The 25698-nt window shown below is 67.0% G+C and carries 21 protein-coding genes; 18 read left to right on the top strand and 3 right to left on the bottom strand.

Translation table 11 applies throughout. From position 1 onward, the window contains the following. The first annotated feature begins 136 nt into the window (after positions 1–136). The 11 genes from CCZ27_RS01390 to CCZ27_RS01440 all read left to right on the top strand — a co-directional run bounded on the left by CCZ27_RS01390 (position 137) and on the right by CCZ27_RS01440 (position 13328). Positions 137–1915: a CHASE2 domain-containing protein gene (locus CCZ27_RS01390; protein ID WP_198363235.1), complete on the top strand. Its 1779-nt coding sequence runs from the start codon at positions 137–139 to the stop codon at positions 1913–1915. After that, complete coding sequence (locus CCZ27_RS01395; RefSeq protein ID WP_096445023.1) at positions 1912–2883, top strand: FecR domain-containing protein; 972 nt, start codon at positions 1912–1914, stop codon at positions 2881–2883. Before CCZ27_RS01390 ends, CCZ27_RS01395 begins: the two co-directional genes overlap by 4 nt. 298 nt (positions 2884–3181) lie before the next feature. Beyond that, on the top strand, positions 3182–4138 hold the full coding sequence (gene feaR, locus CCZ27_RS01400) for a transcriptional regulator FeaR (protein WP_157748407.1): 957 nt from the start codon (positions 3182–3184) through the stop codon (positions 4136–4138). Positions 4139–4359: 221 nt separating this feature from the next. After that, positions 4360–5637 carry an ABC transporter substrate-binding protein gene (locus CCZ27_RS01405; RefSeq protein WP_332460889.1) on the top strand — a complete coding sequence of 426 codons (1278 nt, stop codon included), beginning with the start codon at positions 4360–4362 and terminating at the stop codon, positions 5635–5637. After that, complete coding sequence (locus tag CCZ27_RS01410) at positions 5619–6608, top strand: alpha/beta fold hydrolase (protein ID WP_096445026.1); 990 nt, start codon at positions 5619–5621, stop codon at positions 6606–6608. The genes CCZ27_RS01405 and CCZ27_RS01410 overlap by 19 nt, the downstream gene beginning before the upstream one ends. Beyond that, positions 6605–8218 carry a class I adenylate-forming enzyme family protein gene (locus CCZ27_RS01415; RefSeq protein ID WP_096445027.1) on the top strand — a complete coding sequence of 538 codons (1614 nt, stop codon included), beginning with the start codon at positions 6605–6607 and terminating at the stop codon, positions 8216–8218. The genes CCZ27_RS01410 and CCZ27_RS01415 overlap by 4 nt, the downstream gene beginning before the upstream one ends. Positions 8219–8252: 34 nt before the next feature. Further along, the gene (locus CCZ27_RS01420) at positions 8253–9041 is read left to right on the top strand and encodes an acyl-CoA dehydrogenase family protein (protein WP_096445028.1); all 789 of its coding nucleotides are present in this window, start codon (positions 8253–8255) and stop codon (positions 9039–9041) included. Continuing rightward, on the top strand, positions 8951–10009 hold the full coding sequence (locus CCZ27_RS01425; RefSeq protein WP_157748408.1) for an acyl-CoA dehydrogenase family protein: 1059 nt from the start codon (positions 8951–8953) through the stop codon (positions 10007–10009). Before CCZ27_RS01420 ends, CCZ27_RS01425 begins: the two co-directional genes overlap by 91 nt. Positions 10010–10072: 63 nt before the next feature. Next, a complete protein-coding gene (locus tag CCZ27_RS01430) occupies positions 10073–11365 on the top strand; it encodes a flavin-dependent oxidoreductase (protein ID WP_096445030.1) in 1293 nt (430 codons plus the stop codon). Positions 11366–11391: 26 nt separating this feature from the next. Then, a complete protein-coding gene (locus tag CCZ27_RS01435) occupies positions 11392–11790 on the top strand; it encodes an SRPBCC family protein (protein WP_157748409.1) in 399 nt (132 codons plus the stop codon). Positions 11791–11840: 50 nt separating this feature from the next. Continuing rightward, the gene (locus CCZ27_RS01440; RefSeq protein WP_096445032.1) at positions 11841–13328 is read left to right on the top strand and encodes an aldehyde dehydrogenase family protein; all 1488 of its coding nucleotides are present in this window, start codon (positions 11841–11843) and stop codon (positions 13326–13328) included. 30 nt (positions 13329–13358) lie between these two features. On the opposite strand, the gene recQ is transcribed toward CCZ27_RS01440, so the two are convergent. Beyond that, positions 13359–15188 (bottom strand): DNA helicase RecQ, encoded by a 1830-nt coding sequence (gene recQ, locus CCZ27_RS01445; protein WP_096445033.1) that lies wholly within the window; start codon positions 15186–15188, stop codon positions 13359–13361. A gap of 74 nt (positions 15189–15262) precedes the next feature. Continuing rightward, a complete protein-coding gene (locus tag CCZ27_RS01450; RefSeq protein WP_096445034.1) occupies positions 15263–16393 on the bottom strand; it encodes a helix-turn-helix transcriptional regulator in 1131 nt (376 codons plus the stop codon). Between the two features lie 159 nt (positions 16394–16552). Here CCZ27_RS01450 and CCZ27_RS01455 point away from each other — a divergent pair, with 159 nt between their 5' ends. Continuing rightward, entirely contained in the window at positions 16553–18016 is a 1464-nt protein-coding gene (locus CCZ27_RS01455) for a hypothetical protein (protein ID WP_157748410.1), read from the top strand. Positions 18017–18064: 48 nt separating this feature from the next. Then, a complete protein-coding gene (locus CCZ27_RS01460; RefSeq protein ID WP_096445036.1) occupies positions 18065–21313 on the top strand; it encodes a hypothetical protein in 3249 nt (1082 codons plus the stop codon). Between the two features lie 20 nt (positions 21314–21333). Here CCZ27_RS01460 and rfaE2 read toward each other — a convergent pair whose 3' ends face one another. Then, a complete protein-coding gene (gene rfaE2 / locus CCZ27_RS01465; RefSeq protein ID WP_096445037.1) occupies positions 21334–21822 on the bottom strand; it encodes a D-glycero-beta-D-manno-heptose 1-phosphate adenylyltransferase in 489 nt (162 codons plus the stop codon). A gap of 279 nt (positions 21823–22101) precedes the next feature. Between rfaE2 and coxB the strand changes: the two genes are divergently transcribed. The 5 genes from coxB to CCZ27_RS01485 all read left to right on the top strand — a co-directional run bounded on the left by coxB (position 22102) and on the right by CCZ27_RS01485 (position 25696). Then, a complete protein-coding gene (gene coxB / locus CCZ27_RS01470) occupies positions 22102–22968 on the top strand; it encodes a cytochrome c oxidase subunit II (protein ID WP_096445038.1) in 867 nt (288 codons plus the stop codon). A 53-nt stretch (positions 22969–23021) separates the two neighbouring features. Next, positions 23022–24596 carry a cytochrome c oxidase subunit I gene (ctaD, locus tag CCZ27_RS01475; protein WP_096445039.1) on the top strand — a complete coding sequence of 525 codons (1575 nt, stop codon included), beginning with the start codon at positions 23022–23024 and terminating at the stop codon, positions 24594–24596. Between the two features lie 175 nt (positions 24597–24771). Then, positions 24772–24903 (top strand): cytochrome oxidase small assembly protein, encoded by a 132-nt coding sequence (locus tag CCZ27_RS24110; RefSeq protein ID WP_232516522.1) that lies wholly within the window; start codon positions 24772–24774, stop codon positions 24901–24903. Next, positions 24900–25487, top strand: a complete 588-nt coding sequence (locus CCZ27_RS01480) for a cytochrome c oxidase assembly protein (RefSeq protein WP_096445040.1) — start codon at positions 24900–24902, stop codon at positions 25485–25487. The genes CCZ27_RS24110 and CCZ27_RS01480 overlap by 4 nt, the downstream gene beginning before the upstream one ends. Continuing rightward, positions 25484–25696 (top strand): DUF2970 domain-containing protein, encoded by a 213-nt coding sequence (locus tag CCZ27_RS01485; protein ID WP_443081532.1) that lies wholly within the window; start codon positions 25484–25486, stop codon positions 25694–25696. Before CCZ27_RS01480 ends, CCZ27_RS01485 begins: the two co-directional genes overlap by 4 nt. Positions 25697–25698 lie beyond the last annotated feature (2 nt).

The raw sequence follows: 25698 nt of genomic DNA on the forward strand, positions 1-25698 counted from the left end.
CCGTTGGCTTCCGCCGCCGGCCCCGGCGGGGCGTCCGCGGCCTGCGCCGCCGGCGTTTCTCCGGCGGGCAATTCCGTGCAGCGGCACATAGAATGCAGTGTATGCGGGCACCATGCGCGCGGGCGGGGCCGGATCGATGACGCGGATCTTCATCAGCTATCGCCGTGACGATGCCGGCGGCAGCACCTGGCGGTTGTTCGACTGGTGCGAGCGGCAGTTCGGGGCCGGACGGGTCTTCTTCGACCGCGAGTCCATCCCGCCCGGCGCGCCTTTCCCGCGGCTGCTGGAGGAGGGGCTTGCGGCCTGCGACGTGCTCGTGGTGGTGATCGGCCCGCGCTGGGCGAGCATCGCCGATGCGGCGGGGCGGCCGCGGCTATGGACGCCGGGCGACTTCGTTGCGCACGAGGTGGCGACCGGGTTGGCGCTGGGCAAGCGGGTGATTCCGGTGCTGGTCGAGGGCGCCGCCATGCCCGCGCCCGGCGCCTTGCCGCCCGCGCTGCGCGCGCTGGCCGACTGCGAGGCGCTGGCGCTGGACGCCGCTCATTTCCGCGAGGATTTCGAACGCCTGGTCGATGCCGTGCTCGGCCGCCCCCGCGGCTTCGCACGGCGACGGGTGGACGACGTGCAGCGGCTGCTGCGCTTCGCGATGCGCGGCGCCGTCGTGGTGCCGCTGGTCGTGCTGCTCGCCTTTTTCGCCGCCTGGGTGGGGCTGTTCGGCCTGCTCGGGCTGGACACCCGCATCGCCAGCTACAGCATGGTGCTCGCGGGCGAACGGATCGCGGGCGGGGGCGGCGACCGGGTGCTCGTCGTTGCGCTCGACGATGACAGCGAGCGGCGCCTGGGGCGCGCCTATGACGGTTCGCCGGCGTGGCGCGAGCTGCATGCGCGGCTCATCGACCGCCTGTCGCAGGCGGGGGCGGCGGTCATCGTGCTGGATTTCTTCCTCGAGCGCGAGAGCCCCGCCGACGGCATGCTCGCCGCTGCGCTGGTCCGTGCACGCGAACGCGGCAGCCGCGTCGTGCTCGCCGTCCGGCAGATCGACGACGGCAGGCCGCGGCTCGCGCCGGCGCTGCTGGCCGTCGGGGCGGAGTGGGGTGTGGCCTGCCTGGGCGAGCAGGAAGGCTACCTGTTCTCCATGCCTCTTGCCCGCGCAGCGGACAGGCAGCGCGCGGCCGATCCTTTCCGCATGCTGGACGCCGAACCGGCCGCGGCGCCGGCCCTGGCGCTCGTCGCGGCGTTCGGCGGCGAACCCGACCTCATCCGGCGCGGGCCGCGCGAGATCACGCTGCGCGGCGCCGGCCCCGGGGTGGCGCCGGTCGGCTTTTCCATGCTCAAGCGGCAGGCCCGCTCGCGCTGCCCGGCGCTGGCGGACGACGACGTCGTCGCCTCGCGCCTGCTGCCGCTGTCGCCGCTGGCGGACTGGCGTGCGCCGGCCCGGCGCCATGCCTACGCGCAGTGGCTGGAGGCCGGGCCGCCTGCCGCGGATCTGCGCGGCAGGCTGGTTATCGTCGGCCTCGCGACCTCGTCCGCGCCCGACGAGCACACGGTGCGCCGCGGCCTGCGTACCGAAGACCGCTTCGGCGTCGAACTGCAGGCCGACGCGATGCGCAACCTGCTGGGCGGGACCGTGCTGCGGCCGCCGGGCTGGCCGGCCCAGCTTGCCGCCATGTTCGCGCTGGCCGCGGCGGGCGGGTTGGCGGCCTTCTTCCTCGCCGCCCGCCCGCGTGTGGTCGGACTGGTCGCGCTGGCGGCCGCGGCGCTCGCCTACCTCGGCGTGAGCGCGGCGCTGCTCGCGTTCGCCGGCGTGCTGCTCAATCCGCTCTACGATCTCGGCGCATTCCTGGCCGCCTGCTGGCTGCTCGGCCGGCTCGAGCGCAAGGCGGCCGGCATTCCCGTTCCCGGAGGTGGCCAATGAAAGTACATCGCCCATCGTCCATCGGCGCCGCCGCACGCGCCTTCGCCGTGCTGCTCGCCTGCCTGGTGCTGGCGGGGTGCGCCCCGCTGCTGGTCGACGTGATGCGCGAGGACCCGCAGCGGCCGGGCCGCTACCTGCCGTACGGCGGGGCGGAGTGGGCCGGCGCGGTTCAGGTGTCGCGCGGCGGTCGGCCGCTGGCGGCGCGCCTGCCGGCTGCGCTGCAGCCGGGCGACGTGGTGCAGACCGGGGCGGACGCCTTCGCGGTGATCCGCTATCCGGACGGCGGCGAGATCATGCTCGACCGCAACACCCGCGTGCGCACCGGCTCCCTGTTCGTCGAATTCGGCCGCATCCTCGCGCGCGTGCGCGGGCTGTTCGAAGTCGAGACCGAGAACGTGGTGACCGGCGTCGAGGGCACCGAGTACGTGCTGCAGGTGGCGCGCGGCGGTGCGTTGAAGATCGTCGTGCTGGACGGCGTTGTCGTGTGCCGTTCGCGGACCGGGCGCTGGAGCCCGGTCCGGCTGCAGCGCGGCGAGATGCTGGTGTCGGACTATCCCGACCGCACCGCGCCCCGCGTGCAGCGCGCTCCGCTCAAGGACTGGGAGGAAGCGAGCCGCTGGAGCAGCGGGCTCGGCGTTCGCCAGCCGGAGCCGGTGCGTACCGGCTACTGCTGCGAGAGCGGCCGGCTGCGCCGCGGCAGGCAGGAGGATTGCCGCGGATTCTTTTCCACGTCCGAGCGCGAGGCTGCCGCACGCTGCGAGCGTGCGCGGCCGGACGAGGCGCAGACGGGCTATTGCTGCAGCGGCGGCCGGGTGGACACGACCACCCGGGCGCGCTGCGAGGCGGGCAAGGGGAGCTTCCACGCCGATGCGGCGGAGGCCCGGCGTGCCTGCCGCGTCGCGTCTCCGGTGGATACGCCGCGCCTCATCGAGCGGGTGCGGCCGCTGCAACTGCCGCCGCCGGAATAAGGGGTTCATCGGGCCGCCCGGCGGCGGGCAGGGCAGCGCCCGATGCGCCTTCCTGTCATATCGCGGAGCAGGGCGATTGCCGCGACCGTGGGCAAGTTAAGCCCTCGACCTGTGCCGCATGCGAAGCGGTGCTTCTTCCCGGACGTGTCGAACATCGTGAGCAGGGTGCCATTTATTTGATTTATCAAATGATAAAAATGATAATTCATGGCGCTGCATCAGGGCTTTGCTTGTGGGCGGGCGGCTCATGGGAAGGCGCGTCATTGCAGCCCGTATCTCGCTACAGTGGGTGCCAATCATGATCGAAGAGAGCCTCGAGCGCTGGAACTCGGCGGTGCGCAGCATCTGCGGCCGTTTCGCCACGGCGCCGGCGCGGGAACTGCCCGTCTTTGTCGGCCGTATCGCCAAGACCACGTGCGGCGGGCTGGACATCGCGCACATCAGCACCAACGCCGCGAGCATCCATCACACGCGCTCGATCAGCACCGATGCGGAATTCTGTTTTCTGGTCCTGCAGCAAAGCGGCGTGATGGACGTGGAGGACGCGGACAGTCCCAACGGCGGATTCCGCCTGTTGCCCGGGGACGTCGCTTTACTCGATTCGGCGCGTGATTTCCGGATGAGGCCGAACGGCCTGATCGGTCAGCTCTCGGTGCATCTGTCGCGAAGCGTAATCGATCGCGCTTTGCCGGGCAGGCTCGGCCATATGTCCAAGGTGTCGCAACACTGTGCCAGTGGGTGGCTGTTGCGCGGGCTCCTGCAGCAGGTCGGCGTGGGAGACACCATGCAGTGGGCCGACGATGCGGATGGCGATGCACTGGAAATGGCGTTGATCCATCTGATGCGGCCGGCACTGGGTGAACGGTCCGCCTCCGAGAATGGGGTGCCGATGCGTGTGCTCGCCAACCGGCTGATCGACCGCTCACTCTGTGATCCCAACCTTGCGCCAGGGGGGCTGGCGCGGCAATTGGGCATCTCCGAGCGTCAGCTCTACCGGATTTTCAGTGTCGATGGCGATACCGTCTTCCGCTACATCATGCGCAAACGCCTCGAGCGCAGCGCGGCGGATCTGCTGGGGCGGGGCGCGGACGGCTGGACGATCACCGATGTCGCATTCAAGTGGGGGTTTGTCGATTCGGCCCACTTCTCGCGTGCATTCAGGCGCCAATACGGCATGTCGCCAAGCGAGTACCGCAATGGTGGCGGGGCTGCGGCGGCACCCGTCCCGCCGCCCGGCGAACGTGTTCTGCAGTGACGCGCCGGGCCCGGCGAAGCTGATGCCCGCGGGCGACGACGAACCCTTGCAGCACGTCTGCTTCGCCTGGAACGCGCGGATCCGGTCGACCGGCTGACCGCCGAGGAATCGCGTTCCATCTTCGATTCCATGAATCCCGTGATGGTCCGGCGGCCGGCATCCACCTGTCGCCGCAGGTCTCGTGCGGCCGTTCATCCGTCGCCGCCAGAGCCCATGGCGGTGTGGCAGCGACATCCAAGTCTTGTGCAGCCAGCGACAAGGCCGGAACGCGGCGGACTGCTCAAATGGCACGAAATGAATGGATTCCGGCCGCGGGCATCGCGGCTGGATCCCACTACCAAGGAGACCAAGAGATGAAGAAGCTCGTCCGCACGTCCGCGTTGCTGGCAGGGGTGCTGTTCGCAGGGGTGGCCGGTGCCGAGATCAACATCGGCGTCGTCGGTTCTTCCACCGGGCCGATCGCCAACGTCGGCATTCCGCAGAAGAATACGGTTCCGCTGCTGCCGACCAGGATTGGCGGGCAGGACGTCAAGTACACGTACCTCGACGATGGCAGCGATCCGACGGCGGCCGTGGTGGCGGTGAAGAAGCTGATCGAGGAGAGCAAGGTAGACGCGATCATCGGTGCCACTGGCGGGCCGAATACGCTGGGCGTGATTCCCTTCGTTGCCGAAGCCAGGGTGCCCCTGCTGGCGCCTACCGGGAGCGCAGCGGTCGTGCTGCCGATGAACGAACAAAAGAAGTGGGTCTTCAAGACCACGCAGAACGATGACCTGATCGCCAGCGCGCTGATCGAGCACATGGCGGCTACCGGCATCAAGAGCGTGGGCTTCATCGGCACGGCAGATGCCTATGGCGAAAACTGGGAAAAGGTATTCCGCGTGGGTGCGGAAGCGAACGGCATCCGCATCGTCGCCACCGAGAAATTCCAGCGTCAGGATGCGTCGGTAGCGGGGCAGGCGATCAAGCTGCTGTCGGCGCGGCCGGACGCGATCCTGGTCGCCGCGCCGGGGACGCTGGCCGCGCTGCCGCAGATCACGTTGAAGGACCGGGGCTACAAGGGGCTGTTCTACCAGACGCATGGCGCGGCCCTGAATGAGTTCCTCAAGCTTGGTGGCGGCAAGGTCGAGGGCACGATCATCGCGGCGAGCCTGATGCTGGTGGTCGACGAAGTGTCCGATGGCCATCCGTCGAAGACGATTGCAAAGAACTACATCGCTGCCTACCAGAAGCTCCACGGCGCAACCCCGGCGACCTTCGGCGGCAATGTGTTCGACGCCGGCCTGCTGCTGGAGCGGGCGATTCCGAAAGCCCTGGAGAAGGGGCAGCCGGGTACGGTGGCGTTCCGCACCGCGTTGCGCGACGCGCTGGAGCAGACCAGGGAGCTGCCGGCGTCGCAGGGGGTCTATAACATGACGCCGACGGATCACAGCGGTTTCGACGAACGCGGCCGTGTGCTGATCACCGTCAAGAACGGCGAATGGACGCTGTTGAAATGAAGCGCACCGGCGATCAGGTCGATTCGGCACGCGACCGGCCGGAGACGGAAACGGAACAGCCGCAGTTGCACATGGTCGATGCCGGCGGCCTGCCGCTTGCGGTTTTCGAGTGGCGTGTTTCGTGCCGCGGCCAGGGTCCCAGCATCGTGCTGGTGCACGCCACGGGTTTCCATGCCCGCTGCTGGGACCGGATCGTACGGTTGTTGCCTGGCAGGCATGTGCTGGCCATCGAATTGCGCGGCCACGGGCGCAGCGGGTCGCGTGCCTTGGCGCATTGGCGCGAACTCGGGGCCGATCTGGCGGCCGCCGGGCAGCGTCTCGGCGTGCGTGATGCGCTGTGGGCCGGCCATTCGGCGGGCGGGCATGCCGTTACCGTGGCCGCGGCGCTGGAGCCGTCGCTGTGCGCCCGGTTGGTACTGATCGACCCGGTGATCTTTGCGCCGGAGGCGTACGCACGAGGCTGGAATCCGATGGCGCCTCCGCCGGGACAGCGGCATCCGGTCGCTCGGCGGCGCAACGACTTCGCCTCGGTCGAGGAAATGGTCGAGGCCCTTCGCACCCGGCCGCCCTATGTGCAGTTCGATGCCGTCACCCTGCACGACTATTGCGCCCACGGCCTGAAGCCTGCCGCTGGCGGTGCCGGCTTCGAGCTGTGCTGTGCGCCGGCATTCGAGGCCGGCGTCTATGAGACGGGCGCCAGCAACCGCGAAATCCACGACGCGGTGCGCTCCATCCGGGTCCCGGTCACGGTATTGCGCGCCAAGGAACCGACCGCCGCCGAGCATTACCGTGATTTCGCGTACTCGCCGACGTGGCCGGCTCTCGCCGCTGCGTTCGAGGCGGGCCGGGACGTGCCGCTGCCAAGCCTGGGCCACATGATTCCCATGCTGGCGCCAGAGCGCACGGCGGCGCTGATCGCTGCAGAGGCCGACGCGCTGGCGACGGTACGGCCTCGAAGGGAGAATCCATGACGAACGATTCAGGCTGCGACACCATCAACGCCATGCTGGCGCGAGCCGCTGAGTCTCATGCGGAGCGTACGGCACTGATCGACGCCGGCGGACGTTGCACTTACAGGGAGCTGTTCCGGCAGGTGTGCCGTTTTGCGCGGCTTCTGCATGAGGCCGGCATCCGTCCGGGCGACCGGGTGGCGCTGTTGATGCCGACCTCGATCATGCACACGGTCGCAGTGCTGGGCTGCATGTGCGCGCGTGCCGTGCCAAGCTCGCTGCACATCCGCGAGTCGGCGCGTACGCTGTCGGAGATCGGGAACCGGCTGGCGCCGCGCGCGATCGTCTTCGACCTCGGGCTGCGCACGCAGGCTGACGGCATGCTGGCCGCGGTGCCATCGCTCGAGGTGTCCATCGGCGCGATCACGCCCGCGACGCCGGGGGATGCCGCAACCGCAGGAGCCGGGCTGCCATGGCTGGTTCCGCGTGATCTGGCGGCGGACGGGATGGACGGCTTGCCCGACATGGGGGCTCCCAGCTCCGGCGACGCGGCTGCGATCGTGATGTCGTCCGGCACCACGAGCGTGCCCAAGGGCGTGGTGCATACGCATCGCACCCTGCTCGCTTCGGCGGCCAACGGCGCGCATTACCTGTTGGCCGAGCCGGGGCGCTGCGGCATCAACGTGTTCAGCACCGGTTTCATCGGCTGGTACAACTGCACGCTGCCTTACCTGATGGTGGGGGCGACCCTGGTGCTGATGACGGAATGGGATCCGGTGCAGTACCTGCGCTGGGTCCATACCGAACGCGTGGCCTCGTGCATCCTGGTGCCGACGATGTGGCGCATGGTGCTGCGTTCGGCGCCGGAAGACTATGACTTGCGCTCGCTGCTGCGGGTCGGCTTCGCCGGCGAGAAGATGGACCCGGACACCTTCCAGGCCATTCGCCAGCGCATCTGCGCACAGGTCATGAACTCCTACGGCGCTACCGAGACCGGCACCTGGGCCGGATGCACGATGATGCTGCCGGAGGACTACGGCCCGGCGGCACGCCTGGACAGCATCGGCAGGCCGGCACGCGGCGTGGAACTGCGCATCGTGCGCCAGGGGGGAGGTATCGACGAGGTGCTCGGTGCCGGCGAGGAAGGCGAGGTGGTGCTGCGCGGGCCGTCGGTGGCGAGCGAGATCTGGCGCCAGCCGGAACTGACGCGTCAGAAGTTCGAGCAGGGCTGGTGGCGTTCGGGCGACCTGGGGACGGTGGATGCCGATGGCTACGTCTATCTGAAAGGGCGCACCGACGACATGATCGTCACCGGTGGCATCAACGTGCTGCCCAACGCCGTGGAAGAGGTGATCTGCCGCCATCCCGCGGTGCGCGAATGCGTGGTCGTGGGCTTGCCGGACCCGGCCTGGGGCCAGTTGGTGGTTGCCTTCGTGGTCGTTGACCGGCCGATCGGCGGCGACGAGCTGGAAGCCTACGTGCGCGACTCCGATCTGCCGAACTTCCAGCGCCCGCGCCGCTACCGGATCGTCGCCGAACTCCCCAAGGGCAATACCGGCAAGGTGAATCGCAAGGCCCTCCGCGACCAGTACGGCGGCATCGTGCAGCCGGCGGCGGCACGTCCGCTCTGATCCGCCAGAGATCACCAACGAGGAGACGACACGTATGGCAGAAACCTACGATCCGCCGGTGGACGAGCTGCGCTTTGTCCTGGACGCATCCGCGCCGTGGCACCGCGTGCTCGCGCTGCCGGCCTTTGCCCATGTCGATGAGGCGCTTGTGAGCGCCATCCTGGAGGAGGGGGCCAGGTTCTGCGCCGGTGTGCTGGCGCCGATCAACCATCCAGGTGATGAACAGGGCTGCGTGCTGGACGACGGGCAGGTGCGGGTGCCGGCAGTCTTTCGCGAGGCGTACGCGGCTTTCGTGAAAGGGGGATGGGCGGGGGTTGACCTGCCGGAGGAGGTCGGAGGGCAGGCGTTGCCGACGACGCTGGCGGTTGCCTTTTCCGAGATGGTCAACGGCGCCTGCGTCGCGTTCGGCATGATGGCTTGCATGGTGCGTGCCGGTGCCCACCTGATCCTGGAGCATGGCGAACCGGCCATGGCCCGGCGTATCGCGCATGAACTGCTCAACGGCGAGGCTGGCGCGACCATCGTGATCACCGAGCCGCAGGCCGGTTCCGACGTCTCCGCGATCCGCACACGCGCGGTACCCGAGAGCGACGGCGAGGGGCGGACTATCGCCTTACCGGATCCAAGGTTTTCATTACCTGCGCCGACCAGGACTACACGGGGCAGATCTACCACTTCGTGCTGGCGCGGACTGCAGGCCGGCAAACCGGTGCCGGGCTCTCGCTGTTCGTCGTGCCCAAGCGCCCGGCGGATGTCGCAGCGCTGCCGGCTTCGGCGACCAACGGCGTGTCGGTGCTGGGGCTCGAGAAGAAAATGGGGTTGAAGGCGTCGCCTACCTGCGCCGTGGCCTTCGACGATGCCCGCGGCGTGCGTATCGGTGCCGAAGGGCGCGGCCTTGCCTGCATGTTCACGATGATGAACCTGATGCGCCTGGAGGTTGCGGTGCAGAGCGTGGGCATCGCCAGCGCCGCTACCCAGTGCGCATTGCGCTACGCGCATGAGCGCCGGCAGGGCGGCAATCCGTCCCTGTCCATCGTCCAGCATGGTGACGTGCGCCGCATGCTGGTGCAGATGCAGGCAATGACCGGGGCGATGCGAGCACTCGTGCTGGACGTGGCCAGCGCGCTCGACCTCGCGCGGCATGCCCCATCCGAAACAGAGCGCACGGCAGCGGCCGATTATGCGGATTTCATGCTTCCGATCTGCAAGGCGTGGATGTCGGACAGCGCGTTCCAGGTTGCGAACCTGGGCGTACAGGTGATGGGCGGCTATGGCTACGTGGCCGATGGCGGCATGGAGCAGTACGTGCGCGACAGCCGGGTGATGGCCATCTATGAGGGGACCAACGGCATCCAGGCGCAGGACCTGCTGCGACGCAAGCTGATTCGGGCGGGGGCGCGCGGCTACGCGGTGTGGTTGGCGCGCATGCGCGAAACGCTCGAGATGCCGCTTGCCGATGCGACGCCGGTACCGCTGCGCGCGGCTCTGGCGTCGGCGCTCGAACGTTTCGAAGCGATCACTGCGGAGTTGATACGGGCCGAATCGGAGCGCCTGGATCTGTGCGCCGCCTGGTACCTGCAATGGGCCGGGCTGCTGGCCGGGGCCTGGAGCACCTTCCGGTTGGCCACCGCCGTGGAGCCGGGGACGGTGCGCACCGACGTGCGTCTGGCGACGGCGCGCTTCTATTTCGACGCCATCCTGCCGGAGGCCGAGACCCTCGAACGCAGAATCCGCGCGGGCGACGCCGGCCTGGCCGGCGCGCTGGCCGATGCACTGGCGGTCCCGGTCTGAGGCAAGCCGCCGGCCGCGCAGCCGCACACTTCAAACGCAAAGACGGAGACAGAGGAGCAAGCAATGAAAGTCATCATCGCGGGCGCCGGCATCGGCGGCCTGACTGCGGCGCTGAGCCTGCAAAGGGCTGGCATCGACTGCGTGGTCTACGAATCGGTGGCCCAGATAAAGCCGCTGGGGGTGGGACTGAACATCCTGCCGCACGCAGCGCGCGAATTCATCGAACTGGGTCTCGAGGAGGAGATCGACAAGTTTGCGATCCGTACGACGGCGATGAACTACTACACCGGCGAAGGCCGTCTCGTCATCAGCCAGCCGTGCGGGTTGCATGCGGGCTATCGCTGGCCGCAATGGTCGGTGTTGCGCGGCGACATGCAGATGCTGCTGCTCGACACCTTCAGGGAGCGAGCGGGCGCGGAAAAGGTGATCAGTGATGCACGCTTGGTGGGTTTCACCGAGACGGTGAACGGACGCGTGCGGGTGGAATTCGAGCGCCATGGCGGCTCGAGGCTGTTCGACGAAGGCGATGTGCTGGTCGGCGCCGACGGCCTGCATTCGGCTACCCGGCGCAGCCTCTATCCCAATGAGGGGGCTCCGGTGTATTCGGGCATGGTGCTGTACCGCTGTGCGGTCGAGACGGACCAGTACCTCGACGGCAAGACCATGGTCATCATCGGTGACAAGGCGCTGAAGATCGTGGCCTACCCGATCTCGAAGCGGCTGCAGGATGCCGGCGAGGGCAAGAGCCTGGTCAACTGGATCGCGGCGCTTACGATGGACGAGAACAAGGCACCCACCGAGGATTGGGACAAGGTCTCGGAGCAGCAGCGGCTGTTGCCCTTGTACAAGGACTGGCAGTTCGACTGGATAGATGTGCCGAAGATGATGCGCGAGAGCGAGCGCATCCTCGAGTTTCCGCTGTACGACCGCGATCCGCTGGATCGCTGGAGCTTCGGCCGCGTGACGCTGCTCGGCGATGCGGCCCATCCCCTGATCCCGGTCAGTTCCAACGGAGCGGTGCAGGCCATCATCGACGGACGTGCCCTGGCCTATGCGCTGGCCAGCGAGGGTTCGCCGGAAGCCGGGCTGAGGGCCTACGAAGCGGATCGCCTCGAGCGTGCCAACGCGGTGGTGCGCTCGAGCCGCCAGAATGGTCCGGACGAGGTGCTCGAGATCGTCAAGCGCCGTTGCCCGCCGGGCGCGGCCAATATCCACGACTGCGTACCGCTGGCCGAACTGCAGCAGGTGATCGATGACTTCAAGGAGCGTGCCGGGTTCGGGCTGCACACGTTGAACAACCGCCGTTCCTACAACGTCGGCCAGGACTCGGGCCCCGCGTCCGACCCCGCCGCATGATCCATGGCCATCGAGGAGATTGCTGCATGTTGACTGTCGAGGAGACGATCGTCGTGAATGCGCCGGTCGAGAACGTCTGGGAGACCATAGGCGACTTCGGCCGCTTCTGGATCCCGCAGATCACCATCGCGATGATCAAGGCGGATGAGCGCGAAATGGCGACGCCTGATGGCGGCAGCGTCGTCGAACGGCTGTTGCAGCGATCGCCGGCGCGCCACGAATTGAGCTATGCAATGGTGCGCGGCGACCTCCCCGTCGATGACTACCTGAGCACACTGAGGGCCGAAGCCTGCACCGATGGCACGCGGGTTACGTGGCAGGCGCGCTTTCGTGCGAATGGCGTCAGCGACGTTCAGGCGGTCGAGACCATACGAGACCTTTACCGGCGTGCGCTGGCGGTGCTCAAGGCCGTACTCCAAGGCTGAGCGCGCACCTCGACGTCCACTCTTCATTCCATTCGTATTCCGGAGTTTTCATGGCTGACATCAACATCCTGCCCGCGGTTCACGCATTCCTGAACAAGCAGCACGGTCATTTCATCGATGGCGCGGCGCGTCCCGGTGATGGCACGCGCGCCATCGACGTGGTAGACCCCGCCACCGAACGGATCATCGCCGGCGTGTCCGTGGCCGGCAGCGCGGACGTCGATGCCGCGGTGGCATCTGCCCGCGGTGCATTCCGCGGTACCTGGGCACAGACGCTGCCGTACCAGCGCGGCGTATTGCTGAATCGCCTGGCTGACCTCGTTGACGCCAATGCCGAGGAGTTGGCGCAACTGGAGACGCTGTGTTCCGGCAAGTCCATCCATCTGTCGCGCATGATCGACGTGGGCCAGACGGCGATCTTCCTGCGCTATTTCGCCGGTTGGGCAACGAAGATCACCGGAGAAACCATCACGCCGTCGATGCCGTCGATGCAGGGCGAGCAATACACGGCTTTCACCCGGCGCGAGCCCATTGGCGTCATTGGCGCGATCGTGCCGTGGAACTTCTCGATGATGATCGGCACATGGAAGATCGCCGCCGCGCTCGCGACCGGGTGCACCGTGGTAGTCAAACCGAGCGAATTCACCCCGCTGACGCTGCTGCGGCTGGCCGAGCTGGCTATCGAAGCCGGCATTCCGCCGGGCGTCTTCAACGTGGTCAATGGTTTTGGCGACGCCGGCCAGGCGTTGATCGAACACCCGGACATCGCCAAGGTGTCGTTCACCGGATCGTCGGCAACCGGCTCCAGGGTGGGTCAGGCGGCGATGGCGGCAAACCTCACGCGCTGCACGCTGGAACTCGGCGGCAAGAACGCAGCGGTGCTGCTGGCCGATGTGAACGTGGATGGCGCAGTTGCCGGGTTGATGCAGACCGGCTTCGTGCACCAGGGACAGGTGTGTGCGGCGCCGGAGCGGGTGTTCGTGCATCGTTCGCGTATCGACGAGGTGCTGGACAAGATGAGCGGCGGCCTGCCGCAATTGAAGATCGGCTCGCCGCTCGACGAGTCGGTGCAGTTCGGTCCGATCGCCAACAAGCCGCAATTCGACAAGGTGCTGGGCTATCTGGACGAAGCGCGCAGGCTGGGGCAGATCTGCCATGGCGGGCGGCGCCTGGAGCGGCCGGGGTACTTCGTCGAGCCCGCGCTCGTGCGGGCCCGCAGCGCCGACGACGTGCTGATGCGCGAGGAGACTTTCGGCCCGATCATCAGCTTCCTGCCGTTCGACGACGAGGACGAACTGGTGGGCTGGATCAACGCGTCGCCCTACGGCCTGTCCGCAAGTGTGTGGTCGAACGACCTGTCGCGCGTGTTCCGGCTGATCCCGCGTATTCAGGTGGGTACGGTGTGGATCAACATGCACACTTTTCTGGACCCGTCGGTGCCCTTCGGCGGCAGCAAGGGCTCGGGCATCGGGCGCGAGTTCGGCAGTGCATTCATCGACGACTATACCGAACTGAAGTCGGTGATCATGCGCTACTAGGAAGCCCCGCCATCCGCTCGCCGGCGCGGCTCAGGCCGTCTCGGCGATCACTTCGAGGATGGCGCTGCCGTAGGCTTCGAGCTTGCGGTCGCCGATGCCGCTGATGCCGGCGAGTTCGGTGATGCTGGCCGGGCGGGCGATGGCGATCTCGCGCAGGGTGGCGTCGTGGAAGATGACGTAGGCGGGCACGTTGCGTTCCTTCGCCTGGGCGGCGCGCCAGGCGCGCAGGCGGTCGAACAGCGTGGTCGGGATGCCGCCGGGGATGTCGGTGACCGCGGCGCTGCGCCGCTTTGCGCGCCCGCGGCTGCGTTCGCGCTCGAGGCGCAGGTGGAAGCCGGCCTCGCCGCGCAGCAGCGGGCGGGCGGCGTCGGTCAGGCGCAGCGCGTTGTAGCGCTCGTGGTCGACCGCCACCAGTTCGCGCGCCACCAACTGGCGGAACACCGTGCGCCAGCGCTTCTCGTCGAGCTCGCTGCCGATGCCGAAGGTGGAGATGCGCTCGTGGCCGCGCTCCAGCACCTTGTCGGTGGTTTCGCCGCGCAGCACGTCGATCAGGTGCCCGGCGCCGTAGCGCTGGCCGGTGCGATACACGCACGAGAGGGCCTTGCGCGCCGCCTCGGTGGCGTCCCAGGTCTGCGGCGGATGCAGGCAGTTGTCGCAGTTGCCGCAGGGCGGCGCCTCTTCGCCGAAATAGGCGAGCAGGTGCTGGCGGCGGCAGGTGGTGGCTTCCACCAGCCCGACCAGCACGTCGAGCCGGTTGCGCGCGAGGCGCTTGAATTCCTCGCTCGCCTCGGATTCGTCGATCATGCGCCGCTGCTGCACCACGTCCTGCGCGCCCCAGGCCATCCATGCCTGCGCCGGCAGTCCGTCGCGGCCGGCGCGGCCGGTCTCCTGGTAGTAGCCTTCGATCGAGCGCGGCAGGTCGAGGTGGGCGACGAAGCGCACGTCCGGCTTGTCAATGCCCATGCCGAAGGCGATCGTCGCCACCATGATGAGTCCGTCCTCGCGCAGGAAGCGGGTCTGGTGCGCGGCGCGCACGTCCTGCGCCAGGCCGGCATGGTAGGGCAGGGCGTTGAGCCCCTGTTCCTGCAGCCAGGCGGCGGTTTCCTCCACCTTGCGGCGCGACAGGCAATACACGATGCCCGCTTCGGATGGGTATTCCTCGCGGATGAAGTGCAGCAACTGGCGGCGCGGATCGTCCTTCTCGACGATGGTGTAGCGGATGTTGGGCCGGTCGAAGCTGGCGATGAAGCGGCGCGCGTCCTGCAGGTTCAGGCGCCCGGCGATCTCCTCGCGCGTGAGGCGGTCGGCGGTGGCGGTGAGCGCGATGCGCGGGATGGCGGGGTAGCGCTCCGGCAGGATGGAGAGCTGCAGGTATTCCGGCCGGAAGTCGTGGCCCCACTGCGACACGCAGTGCGCCTCGTCGATCGCGAACAGCGCCAGCCGGCCCGTGTCGCGCAGGTGGTCGAGCTGGTCGAGGAAGCGCGGCGTCATCAGGCGCTCGGGCGCGACGTAGAGCAGGTCGAGTTCGCCGCCGTACAGCGCGCGCTCCACCGCGCGCGCCGACTCCGCGTCCAGGCTGGAATTCAGGAAGGCGGCCTTCACACCCGCCTCCACCAGCGCGCTGACCTGGTCGTGCATCAGCGCGATCAGCGGCGACACCACGATGGCGGTGCCGGAGCGCAGCAGGGCCGGGACCTGGTAGCACAGCGACTTGCCGCCGCCGGTGGGCATCAGCACCAGCGCATCGCCGCCCGCCGCCACGTGCTCGACGATGGCCTGCTGCTCGCCGCGGAAGGCGGAGTAGCCGAAGACGTGCTCGAGGACGTGCAGGGCGGAGGGGGTGGGGGAAATGACGCGCATTGGCGGCAATTCTAGCGGGTTCGGTGCCGTTATCGGGCGGCATTGTCACGATGGCCGTTGCCGATATCGTCTTGTCAATGCCGGACGGCGTGTAGCAAGGCAACCAGTTCGGGTTGCCGGGTCGTTCGGGTCTTCTGGAATACTACTTGGAGCTGGGTCTTCACCGTGTTCACCGAAACGCCGATGCGCAAGGCGACCTCCGCCAGCGTGCCACCGCCGAGCAAGGCGCGGGCGAGCCGTGCCTCGGCGGCAGTGAAACTGAAGCCTTGCTGCAAGACCTCCTCGCTTGGCGGCCTGAGCGGGTCGGACACTTTGATTAGCACACCCACCTGTTCGAACCAGGGCTGCGCACCCATCTGCATCAGGGGGGTCACTGTGACCAGCAGCGGCGGCGCGCCGGCGCGATCGACGGTTACTACTGGCGAGTTGCGGCTGTCGTGGCGGGTATTGCCCTTGGCGAGTTCGAGCGCATCGGCGATCGAACGTCCGAGCCGGGCCTGCGCATCGTCGGATTTGCAGCGCAATTTGTGGCCATGGTCAGCGACGAAGATGTCTCCGTTCGCCAGTAGCCGCTCGAAAGCGGGATTCGCCTCGCTGATGCAGCCGTTGCTGGTGAGTGCGGCCACCGGCTCGTCGCTTTCGTCTATGCCGCGGCTGCCGAACGCCAGTGCACGGGCGAAGCCGGCGAGCCGCCGCGAGATGCGGACCGCCCGATCCACGTGCGGTAGCAGCAGTTCCAGCGTCGCACGCTGCTCCGCGCTGAAGCGGTCGCTCACGCCGATCTTCAGCAGCACGACGTGACCGTGGCGTGCCCCTTCGACCGCAGCTTTCGCCATCAGGCATTCCTTGAGACCCGAGGGCACGAGATAGTCACGGTAAACCGGATTATCGGTGCGTGTGGCCTCGGAGAGTGCTTCCACGTCCGACAACCAGCGTAATTCGGGCGCCTTCATCATCACCGGCAGCCGCGGGTCGATCTGCGCATAGCGCTTCAGATACACGTGGTGCGCTTCCTCGTCCACGTTGTACAGCACATGGCGCCAAAGTACCGATAGCGCGTAGTCCATATCGATGAAGACCGCCGCCTGTGCCTCGCCCAGGTGCGCCATCCCCTGGAGGGCGGCATACCAGCGCTTCGGGTGGAGCGTGGCTTCGTAGAGTGCTGAGATCACGGGGTCGAGCCTGCAGAAATCGGGGGTGTTCATTGTTCATGTCTCCACTATGGGTCCGCGCCTCGGTGCTCATCCGACATACGCAATATAGGTGGTGCGGAGGGTAGGGAGCGGATGTTTCACCCGATCGGGTGATGGAGCGGATCCGGTCGACTGCTAGGCTGCATGCACCTTTACTCTGGGGAGCATGCGGTGAGCGTCCTGCTGGAACTATTGATTGGTCTTGCATTGCTGTACCTGCTGACGTCGGTTGTCGCATCCTTCGTCGTCGAGGCCGTCGCAAGCTACCTGAAGCTGCGCGCAAGGTGCCTGGAAGGCTGCATCGCGCAATTGGTGGCCGGCGGGGTGAATCGTGTGGAAGCCGCCGGTGGCGAGAGTGCCAGATGGGCCTCCAACTTCTACGAGCATCCACTGATCCGCGCGCTGAGCACGGCGCGCGTGGGGGCGGCGGATGCAGCTTCGCGTCCGAGCTACATCCCGCGCGAGCAATACGCCGGTGTCCTGCTCGACATGGTGCGCAAGATAGCGAACCTGCCGCCCGGTGAGCCGCTGAGCATTGCCCGGTTGCGCGAGATCGTCCGCGAAAAGGGCGACATGCTGCCCGGGGGTGTCCGCTCGAGGATCGAGACCGCCCTCAGCAACGGCGCGGACTCGCTGGACCAGGTCAGGACGTCGATGGAAGCGGGCTTCGATGCCGCCATGGAGCGGGCCTCCGGCTGGTACAAGCGGCGCACGCAAATCTGGCTGACGCTGTTCGCGTTTTGCCTTGCTCTCGCGTTCAATCTCGACAGCTTCTATATCGGCAGCCGCTTGCTGAAAGATGAAACCTTGCGCGCGACTACCTTGCAGATGAGCGTGGATGCGGTGTCGGGCGAGGAAGCGAAGTCGCCGGAGCGGTTTGCAGCGACAGTGGGCGCTTGGGTCGGCGGCCTGCGCGGCGGCACCTCGAAAGCATCGGGGAACTACCTGGAGGCTGCGGCTGCGGGGAATCACGATGCAGCAATGCTCGCGCTGCGGATGATGCACGACACCAACCACTGGAACCCGGTCCTGGCTCGCGCTGGATGGCAGTTCCTGACGGCAAGAACACCCGATGCGCAAAGCGCTGCACTTGCCGTCGCGCTTCCCGAACTGGCCAGCCCACCTGCGACGCCCTGTGGGAACGAGCAGCCGCAGGCGCCCGGCGATGGCGCGACGTTCGCCGACTGGATGCAATACCTGCGCTGCATGGCGACGGACACGGAACGTCGCAAGCAGGCTATTGCCGGCTTCCGCCAGTCGGCATTCCTCTGGGAGCAGACGGATCGCGTGATCAATCCGACCCTGGGCTGGCTGCTGGCACGGGCGGTCCTCGCCGACCCGAAGAGCACGCGCGAATTCGATGAGCTGAAGATCTATCTCGCGGCCCTTGATGACGCAACAAAGAAGTTCGCAATCGGGGTTGACGCGAGCCTCGCCCGATTGCCGGAAGTGGGTTGGATAAGCGATGTCAGTACGGGATGGGACGGTGGGCGTTGGCTGCGCGCATTTCTCGGCTGGTTGGCGACAGCAATCATGGCGGGGCTTGGGGCGCCGTTCTGGTTCGACCTCCTCGGGAAGTTCGTCAACCTGCGCGGCGTGGGGCGCAAGCCGGTCGAAAGAACGGCTACTGCCTGATCCCGCGTGCCTGGGGCATTGCAGGATGGATGTACGCGTACTGCCGCTATGTGCCGCGAATTTCAGTGCAAGAAACACCAGAAGGTGATGAACATGAGCATCGACAAAAACAATGGCGCCACACGCGGAAACGGCCTCTGCAATGCAATCCTGCGGTGTGTTGAACGGTTGACTGCCGGCAGACTTGTTGCGCTTGCGATCGCGGTCGGGCTGACGTTGACCGTGCTGGGTGTGATGGGCCTGGCCCTCGAGGTGGGTTCTGATCAGGGGATGGAGCGTTTTCTCGAGGCGGGCGCGGATCAGCGATTCATCGCCCGCAAATGGGCTGAGCATGGGGTGTGGTGGCTGGCGGTGGCGTTTCTCGCCATCGACGCGGTGCTCTTCGTGCCGATGTATGGCGCGTTGTTGATCGCGCTCGCACCAAGGGCGGGAACATTGAATCCGCACTGGTCGGGTCCCGTGCTCATACGCGCGATCGTATTTCTCGCGCTAGCGGCGATGCTGGCTGATGAGGCGGAGAATCTGTTTGGCCTGGGGGGATTGCTGCTGAGTGGCGCGGGTGTGCCCGCATGGGTTCCGGTGTTGGCGACGAAACTGAAGTGGTTCTGTTTGATGATTGCGGCCGGGCTGCTGTTGCTGGCGTTTCTGTCGTGGTTCTTCGCTCTTGGAAACAACAGTCGGCGACAGGAAGACGCAATCGAAGTGTTGCAGCGCGCACGACTTCGTTTCGCCGTGGTGGATATCGTCTGGCGCAGCCGCTACGTGCTCGCTTCGCTGGCCTTTTTCGCCGGCCTCGTCCTGGTAATGAACCAGAGCCGCGACGTGCTGGCCGGCGTTGCACATGGCTGGCAGTCCAGGCAATACGGTGGCGCGGCATTTGCGATGCTGACAAGTGCGATCTCGGTGTGGGCGCTGGCCTACATGTGCTGGATGTGGACGCGGATCCTCTGCCGGTTGCGGCGTCCAGCTTCGATCAGGGAGAAGGCGAAGACTGGCGCGCAGCACGGGGCAACGGGGGACGCGATTCCGCCGCAAGTCAATATGGAGCAGTCCGCCGCCGTGGATGGCTGGCCTCTCGAAGCACATCAGTTCGCCAAGTGGTGGGCGCGTTTGCTTGGTGCGGCGCCGGTGTTGATGGTCGTCTGGCTGTGCGGCCTTGCAGCACGGGATGCCGTGCGGGCCGAGGCACTGTCCAGCGCCTGCATCCTGTTGGGCTTCGGTGCGATGACCTTGCTCGGCGCGATCATTTTCATGTGGGGGCGCGGCGTGGATGCCGCGAACCGGAGCATCCAGGCAGATGAATATTACGAGTACAGGGGCGATGCCTCCGGCGCACGCGGCGAACTGCATGCGAGTCGTTACCACTTTCTCTGGATGCCCGTCGCGCCATTGAGTCTGCCGGTTGCTGCCCTGCTTTTCTTCCTTACCTTGCGCCTCTTCAATCTGCTGCTATCGGATCAGCCACCGGTCACACTGGGCGTCATTTGCTGTGCGATGACGTTGTGGACTGGTGTGGTCGGCCTGCTGGCGCAGTTCTCTCTACGGCGTGGCCTTCCGGTGCTTGGTGGATTGTTAGCGCTCGTTGCGCTGCTCGGATGGTGGGGTGCTACCGACAATCACATGGTATGGAATGAATCGTTGTCGGCCATTTCGCCACCGGACACGTTCAGCATGTGGACGGCGCAGGCGCTCGTTGCCTTCGCCCTGTTGGCCGCGGTTGTGCTGATCTGCAGTATCCATGCGGGGTGGAGACTTTACGTGGCGGGGGCCGCGGCGCTTCTGATCGTCGCTGCACCCACGGCTTGGGACTTCGCCCGGAAAAGTCCTCCGGGCAACCAGAGCCAGGTGCGGAAGGATGCCGAGGCCCCCCGGCCTGAACTCGAAAAGGCGCTCGTCGCATGGCTGGAGCGTTTGTGCGGGGATGACGACAAACATTCGCAGCGCTGCCAGGGCGAGGGGCCGCTGACGGTGTACTTCGTCTCGGCCGAAGGCGGCGGCATCCGAGCTGCGTATTGGCCGGCACTCGTGCTCGCCGAGTTGAGTGCCCGAATCCCCGACTTCGACCGGCGCACATTCTCGATGTCAGGGGTGTCCGGTGGCGCGGTCGGAGTCAGCGTCTATCGTGTGTGTCGTGCGCGCCATCCGGGCAGCGGCGACATGGACGCACTGCGCTCCTGCATCCGCCGCCTCGGTGCGCGCGATCTGCTGACACCGCTGTTGGGAAGTTGGATGTTCGAGGACGTGTTGGCGCGTTTCATCCCGACACGTTGGTGCAATCAGCCCGGCTGTGGCTTCCTGAGCCGTGGGGCATGGTTCGAGCGTGGGCTGGAGGAGGGGTTGGCGCAGGCTGGGGTGGACCTGCGGATGCCGCTTGCGTCGTTGGCGGGGTCTAGCGCGGCGCATCTTCCCCACCTGTTCCTGAACAGTACCTGGGTAGAAACGGGGGAGCGTGCGATCGCGAGCGACGTCCGTGTCTGCGCCAAGGATTTTCCTACTGCGCGCGACCAGATCGACTATCTCGGCGTGGGCCTGCCTCTCAGTACAGCAGCACACAACGCTGCACGCTTTCCGTTCGTTAACGCGATAGGCAGCGTCAGAATTGCGGCGGCGTCCTGCCCGTCGCTGCGAGAGCAGGGCGGCGAGGTGATCTGCGGCCATCTGGCCGATGGAGGCTATTTCGACAACAGCGGCGGCCATACCACTGGCGACATCTTGCGGGTGTTGCAGGGCGTGCTGCAAATGCACACGATCGGCGTATTGGATGGAACGCAGCCGGAATGGCTGCGGGCGCACCTCGTCGCCCAGGTCATCATGGTGCGCAATGGTGTGGACGCGCCCGCCGCGCGGGACGGGGACAGGGCGGATGAGCCCTGTGACGCGCGTGACAACTCGCGGCCCCGCTGTGCTGGGCAATGGAAGCTGTTCGCAGATTTTCTCGGGCCGATCGTGACCGCGTCCCAGGTACTTGGAACCGGGGCGAACGGGCGTCTGGCCGAGAGCCTGCAGGCCAAAGCCGTGAGCGCGTTGCGTCCAAGTACCGCTGGCAGCCACGGCCGCCGGGAGCTACTCGGGAGCGATAGTGTTGAGCCGGTCGTAAACATCAATCTCGAGAACGGAAAGGTGATGTACCCCTTGGGTTGGTACCTGTCCTTGCGTGCTCGCTGCGGCATGGAAAATGTTGCCGCCGACGATGGCCACTACGCCGAGATTTGCAGAAGCACCGCATGTCGCGCCGACGATAGGGTTCGACCGCGCCCCGATCGGCAGTGCGGGGACGCTCTGGCGACCGGGAACTGAGCAGGTGCTGGCGGGTGGCCTTACGAACTGCGTATCCGCCGGATGAGCGCGGTCGTCGACCGTTCCACCGCGAACGGGATCGAATGCACCTCGCCGCCCCAGCCGCGCACTTCCGGTGCGCCGACGATGTTCTCCGGCGCCCAGTCGCCGCCCTTCGCGAGGATGTCGGGGCGCGCTTCGAGGATGCGGGCGATGGGCGTGTCCTCGTCGAACCAGGTCACGAGGTCCACGCTCTGCAGCGCCGCCATCACCGCCAGCCTGTCTTCCAGCGCGTTCATCGGCCTGTCCCCGCCCTTGCCCTGGCGCCTCACCGACGCGTCGGTGTTGAGCGCCACCACCAGCGCCGCGCCCATCGCGCGCGCCTGCGCGAGGTAGGTCACATGGCCGCGGTGCAGGATGTCGAAGCAGCCGTTGGTGAACACCAGCGGGCGCGGCAGCGCGGCGGCGCGGGCGGCGAGTTCGTCCGGCGGGCAGATCTTGGCCTCGAAGGCGGGGCGGGGATAGGGCATGGCGGCTGTTGCGGATGGCGTCGCGCCCGATTGTAGGCCATGGCCGGCAGGCGCCGGAGCGGCGCGGCGGCCGGCAGGCATGCGCAATTTTGCGCAATGCACCAAAAAAGGCTGCGGGAAAACCCCGAAAGACCGCTCGAAGGGCGTGCCTGGCTTGCCCGCTAGCAGATTGTGCGACGCAGTATATTGATTTTCGTCAAAAACCCATGTTGCGACTGCCAAATTTGCTATGGCAACATCGTTTGCGCCTGCTAATACTGCATCCGCTTGGGGGTAGTCATGGGTCGTGCCGGTCGCATCGCAGGGTTGGTCCTCGCATCGTCTGTTTCGCTCGCGCAGGCAGAGCAGCCGCACGCCCGCTATAACCTGCAGCAGCCGGTGACCGGGATCGCGGAGCAGATCAACGACATGCACACGCTGATGCTGGTGATCTGCCTGCTCATCTTCGTCGGCGTTTTCGGCGTGATGTTCTGGGCGGTGTTCAACCACCGCAAGTCCAAGGGGGCGGTCGCCGCCCACTTCCACGAGAACACCGCGGTCGAGATCGCGTGGACGGTCATCCCGGTGTTGATCCTGCTCGGCATGGCCTGGCCGGCGACCAAGACCGTCATCGCCATGAAGGACACCTCCAACCCCGACATCACGGTGAAGGCCACCGGCTACCAGTGGAAATGGGGCTACGACTACCTGCAGGGCGAGGGCGAAGGCATCCGCTTCCTGTCCGCGCTGGCCACGCCGCGCGACCAGATCGAAGGCGGCGCGCCCAAGGGGGATGCGTATCTGCTGGAAGTGGACAACCCGCTGGTGGTGCCGGTGGGCAAGAAGATCCGCGTGCTGCTCACCGCCAACGACGTCATCCACTCGTGGTGGGTGCCGGCCTTCGGCGTGAAGCAGGACGCCATCCCGGGCTTCATCCGCGACTCCTGGTTCCGCGCCGACCGGGAAGGCACCTTCCGCGGCAACTGTGCCGAGCTGTGCGGCCGCGACCATGGCTTCATGCCGGTCGTCGTGCAAGTGGTGTCGGCAGAAAAGTACGCCGCCTGGGTCGCGGAACAGAAAGCCAGGGCGGCCGCCGGCACGCCCGCGGCCGCTCCGGCGGCCGAAGCCGAACCCGCCCGCATCGCCGCCGCGCCGGGCGAGGGCTGAGGCCCGCGTCGCACCGCGCCCGCATCCGTCGCCATCCGCCAGGAGAAGCCCGCATGGCCGCCGTCATCCCGGATCACTTGCATGGACATCACGCCCCCGGCGGCGTGATGCGCTGGCTCACCACGACCAACCACAAGGACATCGGCACGATGTACATGGTCTTCAGCTTCATCATGTTCCTGTCCGGGGGCGTGATGGCGCTGACGATCCGTGCCGAGCTGTTCCAGCCCGGCCTGCAGGTGGTCCAGCCCGAGTTCTTCAACCAGCTCACCACCATGCACGGCCTGGTGATGGTGTTCGGCGCGATCATGCCGGCCTTCGTCGGCTTCGCGAACTGGATGATCCCGCTGATGATCGGGGCCTCCGACATGGCCTTCGCGCGCATGAACAACTGGAGCTTCTGGCTGCTGCCGCCGGCGGCGATCCTGCTGATCGGCTCCTTCTTCGTCCCCGGCGGCGCCACCGCCGCGGGCTGGACGCTGTACGCGCCGCTGTCGGTGCAGATGGGCATGGGCATGGACCTCGCCATCTTCGCCATCCACATCATGGGCGTCAGCTCCATCATGGGGGCGATCAACATCATCGTCACCGTGCTCAACATGCGCGCGCCCGGCATGACGATGATGAAGATGCCGCTGTTCTGCTGGACCTGGCTCATCACCGCCTACCTGCTGATCGCAGTGATGCCGGTGCTGGCCGGTGCGGTGACGATGGTCCTGGCCGACCGCCATTTCGGCACCAGCTTCTTCAACGCCGCGGGCGGCGGCGACCCGGTGATGTACCAGCACATCTTCTGGTTCTTCGGCCACCCGGAGGTCTACATCATGATCCTCCCGGCCTTCGGCATCGTCAGCCAGATCATCCCGGCCTTCTCGCGCAAGCCGCTGTTCGGCTACGCGTCGATGGTCTATGCGACGGCGTCGATCGCCATCCTGTCCTTCGCCGTGTGGGCGCACCACATGTTCGCCACCGGCATGCCGGCCGCCGGCCAGCTCTTCTTCATGTACGCCACCATGCTGATCGCCGTGCCCACCGGGGTGAAGGTGTTCAACTGGGTCGCCACCATGTGGCGCGGCGCGCTGAGCTTCGAACCGCCGATGCTGTGGGCCACCGGCTTCATCTTCGTGTTCACGATGGGCGGCTTCACCGGCCTGATCTGCGCCATCGCTCCGATCGACATCCAGGTGCAGGACACCTACTACGTCGTCGCCCACTTCCACTACGTGCTCGTCGCCGGTTCGCTGTTCTCCCTCTTCGCCGGCGCCTACTACTGGCTGCCGAAATGGACCGGGCACATGCCCAGCGAAGCCCTCGGCAAGCTGCACTTCTGGTGCTCCATGGTCTTCTTCAACATCACCTTCTTCCCGATGCACTTCCTGGGGCTCGCCGGCATGCCGCGGCGCATCCCCGACTACGCGCTGCAGTTCGCCGATTTCAACGCCATGGCCTCGGTGGGCGCCTTCGGCTTCGGGCTGTCGCAACTGATCTTCATCGTCGTCGTCGTGAAATGCATCCGTGGCGGCGAACGTGCCGCGGCGCGCTCGTGGGACGGGGCCGAGGGGCTGGAATGGACGGTGCCGTCGCCCGCGCCCTACCACACTTTCGAGGAGGCACCGGTCGTCCGGTGACCGGGGCAGGAGTCCGGAAAACGATGGCCTACCAGCATTCGACGACGCAGCGCCGGCCGGGGCGGGGCATTCACGCCGCCGGCTGCGGAACTCGCCCTCGCTGCGCTCGGTGCTCGGACAGTCCTCGCCGGCTCTGCGAATGCCCCGCCCCGGCCGGCGCGAACCGGAGCCGCGCATGAGCACCCGCGCCGAGATGACGAAACCCGACCGCCGCGCCGCCAACCTTCGTACCGGCCTGCTGCTGGCCGCGGTGGCGCTGGGCTTCTTCCTGTTCGTCATCATCAAGTACAAGGTCTTCGGCCGATGAACCCGCGCGCCGCCGGCAGCCTCGACACCGAAAACCGCCGCCTGCTGCTGCGGCTGGCGCTGTCCGCGCTCGCCATGTTCGGCTTCGGCTTCCTGCTCGTCCCCTTCTACGAAAAGATCTGCGAGGCCACCGGCATCAACAACTTCCTGCGCCCCGAGGCCGAAGCCGGCGCCCGCGCCGCCGCCAACACCCAGGTCGATGCCAGCCGCACCATCCTCGTCCAGTTCGACGCCAACCTGCACGACCTGCCCTGGCGCTTCCAGCCGGTGCAGCGCTCGGTCAGCGTGCATCCGGGCGAACTCGTCCACATCGAATACGAAGTCTCCAACACCCGCGCCGAATCCGTCACCGGCCAGGCGGTGCCCAGCTACGGCCCGCAGGTCGCCGGCCAGTACTTCCGCAAGCTCGACTGCTTCTGCTTCGCGCAGCAGACGCTCGCACCGGGCGAGAAACGCATCATGCCGGTCGTCTTCGTCGTCGATCCGGGGCTCCCCGACGACGTCAACACGATCACGCTTTCCTACACCTTCTTCGAACTGAAAGGGCGCAACGCGATGGCGAACGCCGCAGGGGATGCATCGTGACCGGCGCCCCCAGGCGCGCCGGCTTCCTGGCCACGATGCGTGCCGTGCTGTGGTCCTTCTTCGGCGTGCGCAAGCGCCAGAGCTACATCGACGACGCCGGCTCGCTCAATCCGCTCGCCGTCGTCGTGGCCGGCGTGCTGGCGGGGGCGATCTTCGTCATCGTACTGGTGTTGATCGTGCATTGGATCGTAGGGCGCGCGAGCGCATAGCG

The sequence above is a fragment of the Thauera sp. K11 genome, from assembly GCF_002354895.1.
Lineage (GTDB): Bacteria > Pseudomonadota > Gammaproteobacteria > Burkholderiales > Rhodocyclaceae > Thauera > Thauera sinica.

Coding starts and splice junctions, on each gene's coding strand:
- CCZ27_RS01390 (WP_198363235.1), top strand. CDS start 137: ATGACGCGGATCTTCATCAGCTATCGCCGTGACGATGCCGGCGGCAGC.
- CCZ27_RS01395 (WP_096445023.1), top strand. CDS start 1,912: ATGAAAGTACATCGCCCATCGTCCATCGGCGCCGCCGCACGCGCCTTC.
- feaR (WP_157748407.1), top strand. CDS start 3,182: ATGATCGAAGAGAGCCTCGAGCGCTGGAACTCGGCGGTGCGCAGCATC.
- CCZ27_RS01410 (WP_096445026.1), top strand. CDS start 5,619: ATGGACGCTGTTGAAATGAAGCGCACCGGCGATCAGGTCGATTCGGCA.
- CCZ27_RS01415 (WP_096445027.1), top strand. CDS start 6,605: ATGACGAACGATTCAGGCTGCGACACCATCAACGCCATGCTGGCGCGA.
- CCZ27_RS01420 (WP_096445028.1), top strand. CDS start 8,253: ATGGCAGAAACCTACGATCCGCCGGTGGACGAGCTGCGCTTTGTCCTG.
- CCZ27_RS01430 (WP_096445030.1), top strand. CDS start 10,073: ATGAAAGTCATCATCGCGGGCGCCGGCATCGGCGGCCTGACTGCGGCG.
- CCZ27_RS01435 (WP_157748409.1), top strand. CDS start 11,392: ATGTTGACTGTCGAGGAGACGATCGTCGTGAATGCGCCGGTCGAGAAC.
- CCZ27_RS01440 (WP_096445032.1), top strand. CDS start 11,841: ATGGCTGACATCAACATCCTGCCCGCGGTTCACGCATTCCTGAACAAG.
- recQ (WP_096445033.1), bottom strand. CDS start 15,188: ATGCGCGTCATTTCCCCCACCCCCTCCGCCCTGCACGTCCTCGAGCAC.
- CCZ27_RS01450 (WP_096445034.1), bottom strand. CDS start 16,393: ATGAACACCCCCGATTTCTGCAGGCTCGACCCCGTGATCTCAGCACTC.
- CCZ27_RS01460 (WP_096445036.1), top strand. CDS start 18,065: ATGTGCCGCGAATTTCAGTGCAAGAAACACCAGAAGGTGATGAACATG.
- rfaE2 (WP_096445037.1), bottom strand. CDS start 21,822: ATGCCCTATCCCCGCCCCGCCTTCGAGGCCAAGATCTGCCCGCCGGAC.
- coxB (WP_096445038.1), top strand. CDS start 22,102: ATGGGTCGTGCCGGTCGCATCGCAGGGTTGGTCCTCGCATCGTCTGTT.
- ctaD (WP_096445039.1), top strand. CDS start 23,022: ATGGCCGCCGTCATCCCGGATCACTTGCATGGACATCACGCCCCCGGC.
- CCZ27_RS24110 (WP_232516522.1), top strand. CDS start 24,772: ATGAGCACCCGCGCCGAGATGACGAAACCCGACCGCCGCGCCGCCAAC.
- CCZ27_RS01480 (WP_096445040.1), top strand. CDS start 24,900: ATGAACCCGCGCGCCGCCGGCAGCCTCGACACCGAAAACCGCCGCCTG.